Origin of the sequence: Actinomadura sp. HBU206391 (assembly GCF_014323665.1) — a bacterium.
Taxonomy (GTDB): domain Bacteria; phylum Actinomycetota; class Actinomycetes; order Streptosporangiales; family Streptosporangiaceae; genus Actinomadura_C.
This window is the reverse complement of record NZ_JABVEB010000358.1, coordinates 1-4589: the sequence shown is the minus strand read 5'-3', so window position 1 is coordinate 4589 and position 4589 is coordinate 1. Positions and strand designations below refer to the sequence as shown.

At 73.3% G+C, this 4589-nt stretch carries 5 protein-coding genes; all 5 read left to right on the top strand.

The window, feature by feature from the left end; genetic code table 11:
* Positions 1 to 775 (top strand): MacS family sensor histidine kinase (gene macS / locus HKK72_RS36270; protein ID WP_315987625.1); only part of this gene is annotated, 775 nt, incomplete at its 5' end.
* Positions 776 to 873: 98 nt separating this feature from the next.
* On the top strand, positions 874 to 1440 hold the full coding sequence (locus HKK72_RS36265; RefSeq protein ID WP_187238915.1) for a hypothetical protein: 567 nt from the start codon (positions 874 to 876) through the stop codon (positions 1438 to 1440).
* Positions 1441 to 1548: 108 nt separating this feature from the next.
* Complete coding sequence (locus tag HKK72_RS36260) at positions 1549 to 2184, top strand: response regulator transcription factor (RefSeq protein WP_187238916.1); 636 nt, start codon at positions 1549 to 1551, stop codon at positions 2182 to 2184.
* 365 nt (positions 2185 to 2549) lie between these two features.
* The gene (locus HKK72_RS36255) at positions 2550 to 3473 is read left to right on the top strand and encodes a TIGR04222 domain-containing membrane protein (protein ID WP_187238914.1); all 924 of its coding nucleotides are present in this window, start codon (positions 2550 to 2552) and stop codon (positions 3471 to 3473) included.
* Between the two features lie 253 nt (positions 3474 to 3726).
* A partial coding sequence (locus tag HKK72_RS36250) for a TIGR04222 domain-containing membrane protein (protein WP_187238913.1) occupies positions 3727 to 4589 on the top strand: 863 nt, incomplete at its 3' end.

Here is a 4589-nt window from a genome sequence, read left to right as displayed (position 1 = left end):
GCGCGGCGCCGCCGCCGCCTTCGTGATCGCGGTGGCCGGTCTCGGCGTCCACGAGGTGGTCGGCAGCGTGCCGACGCAGACGACCGGCAACGGGATCGTGCTGGTGTTCCTCGCCGGCGTCATCGTCGGGCACGGTGCGGAACTGGCCGACGAAGCCGAGGCCAGGCTGGCCCGCGCCATCGAGCTCGAGGCGGCGATGCGTGAGCGGGAGCGGCTCGCCCGCCGGATCCACGACTCGGTGCTTCAAGTGCTCGCCCTGGTGCAGCGGCGCGGCGGCGAGCTCGGCGGCCCGGCCGCCGAGCTGGGCCGGCTCGCCGGCGAGCAGGAGGCCGCCTTGCGCGCGCTGGTCGGCTCGCGTGAAGGGGTCGCCGACTCCGCCGGTGCGGCCGACCTGCGCATGCTCCTGTCCTCCCACGCGTCGATGACGGTGACGGTGTCCACGCCCGCCTCCTCGGTGCCCCTGCCGATGCGCACGGCACGGGAGATCGACGCGGCGGTCCTCGCGGCGCTGGACAACGTACGGCGGCACTGCGGGGAGGGCGTCCGGGCGTGGGTCCTGCTCGAGAGCGATGACGACGGGGTGACCGTGAGCGTCAGGGACGAAGGACCGGGCATGGGGCCGGGCCGGCTGACGGCCGCGGAGGCCGACGGGCGGCTCGGCGTCGCGCAGTCCATCCGCGGCCGCATCCGCGACATCGGGGGCGCGGTCTCGATCGTCTCGGCGCCGGGCGAGGGCACTGAGATCGAGATGCGGGTCCCGGTCCCAGCGGCCTGATCCGCTGCGGGTGCCCCGGTTCTTACACCGGGCTTAGCCCGTCCCGTGGATGATGACGCCCACGATGCGGGTCCACACCACGAGCCGAAGGAGACGCGATGGCCGAGGAGCAGGACAAGCGGATGGCGGGTCCATCCGAGCAGCCGACCGCGAGCCGGCAGGAGCCGCCCCCCGGCGATCCGCCGGCCGCGCCGGGGGATGAGCGCGGTGGCGCCGGAGCGCCCGGTGCCGAGCGGCCGATGCCGCCCCCGCCCGAGCCGCCGCCCCCGCCACGGCCTCCCGCCGGACGACCATCACCGCCACCGCCGGGTGGACCCGTCCCGCCCCCCGGAGATTCCTGGCGGCGCGGCGGCGGATGGGCCCACCGGAGGTCCGTGCAGCTCATCGCCGCGGGAGTCTCCGGTTTGATCATCGGAGGAGGCGCGGTGGCGCTCATCGACCTGCTCGACGATCGCGGGGAGCGATCGCCCGACGTGATGGTCCACCCGGGTCCTGGGCCCGACGGGCCTTTCGGGCCGTACGGGAATCGCTGGTACGGCCGGGACCGTGGCGACCAGAACCCGGGCCGGCTCCCGCCGAGGTGGCGGTACCCGCGGCCAGACATGCCGGTGCCGGGCTCTCCGCCCCCGATGCCGGCGACCCCTACACCGTCCCCGACCTCCTGACGGGCGCCGTCCCGGTACGGTCCCCACCGTGCGCGGACCGGCGAGACCGCCGACTCCCGCACCCCGGCCATTAGGGTGTTCGACGTGAGCGATACCCCCCTGCGCGTCATGGTCATCGATGATCATCCGATGTGGCGTGACGCGGTCACCCGTGACCTCACCGATGCCGGCTGCGACGTCGTGGCGACGGCCGGTGAGGGCCGGGCGGCGGTGCGGATCGCCGGCGCGGTCAGGCCACAGGTCGCGGTCGTCGATCTGCACCTGCCCGACATCAGCGGTGTCGAGGTGACGCGGCAGCTGATCGCCGCAGACCCCGCCGTTCGCGTACTCGTGCTGTCGGCCAGCGGTGAGCAGGAGGACGTGCTCGAAGCGGTCAAGGCGGGCGCCACCGGCTACCTGATCAAGTCGGCCGGCCGCGAGGAGTTCCTGGACGCCGTACGCCGAACCGCCACGGGCGACGCGGTCTTCACCCCTGGCCTGGCCGGCCTGGTGCTGGGCGAGTACCGCCGGCTGGCGTCCGCCCCGCGGCGGGACGACGAGGAGGCCCCACGGCTCACCGCGCGCGAGACCGAGGTCCTGCGACTCGTCGCCAAGGGACTGACCTACAAGCAGATCGCCGAGCGGCTGGTGCTGTCGCACCGCACCGTGCAGAACCACGTGCAGAACACCCTCAACAAGCTGCAGCTGCACAATCGCGTCGAGCTCGTGCGCTATGCCATCGAGAAAGGCCTCGACGAGGAGTGACCGGCCGAGGCCGCGCCGGAACCCGGCGGCCGCCGGCGGGTCCGGCGAATCGATCGTGTTCTGTGTCACAGGACCGGGAACCAATCGCGGCCCGCCGCCATCTATTCAGGTGAGGGGCCGGGTTGCGGGGCCCGGCCCCCCACCTCGGCCGGGACGTCGCCGTGCCGCTCACCGCGCGAGAAGCGACCCTGGGGGATCACCCGGCCGCTCTTCATCACCACCGTCACCGTCTGAGCCATCGCCGATCGGGCGTATCGCGGAGCTCTGCGTCATGTGACTCGGAACCGGCCGGGATTGTCTGTCATCTATGAGGTGAGGGGCCGGGTTGCGGGGCTCGGCCCCCGGACCTTCGGCAGGGGGCCACCGTGCTGATCGCTGCACCCGGTGACACCTGGGGCATCTCCGGATCACTGTTCATCAGGGCATTCGTCATCACGGCCATGGCGCTGATCGCGCTCGCCGTGCTGGCGCGTGCGCGAGTGCGCCGCACGGTCGCCGTCCGGCGTGCGCTCGAGCCGGCCGAGCTGGCCTATCTCGCCGGGGGTCCGGTGATGGCCGCCCTCACCGCGCTCGCCGAGCTGCGCTCCGGCAAGGCCGTCACAGCGGACGGGAAGGGGCACGTACGGGCCGTGCCCGGGTCGCACCCGGTGTCGGGGCCGCTCGCCGACGCGATGCTGACGGCCGTACGGAACCGCGGGTCGGCCCAGGTTCGGCATCTCGCGTCGGAGCACCATGTGTGGCGGGCACTGGACGGGCTCCGCACGACCCTCCAGCGGGACGGATTCATGCTCACCCAGGTCGACCGTGCGAGGGTCCGCCTCGCCGCGCTGCCTCTCGGTGTGCTCTTCGCGGTCGGCGTGACGCGTGTCGTCGCGGGAGCGCAGCACGGCAGACCCGTCGGTCTCCTCCTGCTCTCGCTGCCGTTCGTGGCCTTCGCCGCACTGGTCCTGTTCTTTGTGGGGGTCCCGCAGGTGACCCGGCCGGCCGAGGCGGCGTTGCGCGACGCCCGGGCCGAGAACGCCCATCTTCACCCGTCGAAGAACCCGGCGTGGGCCGTCTACGGGGCGGGCGGCGCCGCGCTCGGCGTCGCGCTGTTCGGAATGCCCGCGCTCCTGAGCATCGATCCCGATCTCACCGAGCCCGTGGGAGCCGGCCGGTACGTCAGCGCGTCGGACGGCGGGGGGTACGCCGGCGGCTACGCCTGCTCGTCCGGCGGATCGTCGGGCGGTTCCGGCGACGGCGGAGGAGGCGGCGGGGGCTGCGGCGGTGGGGGAGGGTGCGGCGGATGAGCGCATCGGCGCCGCCCGGCGGCCTTGCACCGCGTTCGTACGGGCGGTCGGGATCGACCCGACGACGGCCTCGACGAGGAGTGACCGGCCACGGTCGCGGGACACCGCGGCCGCCGCGGATCCGCAGGGCGTGGCCATATGAGCGGTGTTCCGCGTCATACGACCGGGAACCGTCCGGGGCCCTGTGCCCGCTATCAGATGAGAGGCCGGGCTGCGGATCCAGGCCTCCGACCATCGGCGACGGGAGAACACCGTGCTGATTGCCGCTAACGGGGATGCCTGGGGCATCTCGGGTCCGACGTTCCTCATCGTTTACGCCGTCGCCGCCATCGCGCTCGCAGCGCTCACCGTGGCGCTGCGCCGTAAGGTGACACGGGGGCGACCGACGAAGGTTCCGCTCGGTCCGATCGAGGCCGCCTACCTCATCGGCGGCTCGTCGCGGGCGATCGCCGCCGCCGTCGCCGCGCTGCGGGCCGACCGGGCGGTCACGAGCGCCGGCGATGGCCGGCTGGAGGCCCGCGCCACGTCGTACACGATGCGGTCACCGCTCAACGACGCGGTGATCAGGGCCATCCAGAGCAGCAGCGCGACGGCATCGGCCCTGATCGCTCACGTCGGCGTCCGGCGGGCGCTGGACGGGGTGCGGGTGGGTCTCGAGCGCAAGGGACTGCTCTTGACCCCTGCCGAGAGGGCCCAGCTCCGCTTCACCGCTCTTCCGTTCGGCGTGCTGCTGGTCATCGGCCTGGTCCGTCTCGTGGCCGACATCCAGAACGACAGCGCGGTGGGCTTCCTCGTGGCAGCCTTGATCGTTGTGGCGGTGTCGGCGCTGGTGTGGCTCAACGTGGCGCCGCGCGTCACGCGCGCCGGCCGGGACGCGCTCGCGGACGTCCGTGCCAAGCACGCGCACCTGGAGCCGTCGATGTCCCCGGCGTGGGACACCTACGGTTCTTCCGATGCCGCTCTCGGCGTCGGACTGTTCGGCATGGCGGCGCTGATGAGCATGGATCCGGCGTTCGCCGAGGAGGCCGCGATCGGCCAGCAGCTCGGCCTGCAGTCCGGTGGCGGGGGCATCGGGGGCTGGAGCGGGGCCGGACATTACGGCGGCTGCGGCGGTGA

Bases quoted from the DNA above. Each gene is read 5' to 3' on its own strand.
- HKK72_RS36265 (WP_187238915.1), top strand. From the start codon at position 874: ATGGCCGAGGAGCAGGACAAGCGGATGGCGGGTCCATCCGAGCAGCCG.
- HKK72_RS36260 (WP_187238916.1), top strand. From the start codon at position 1,549: ATGGTCATCGATGATCATCCGATGTGGCGTGACGCGGTCACCCGTGAC.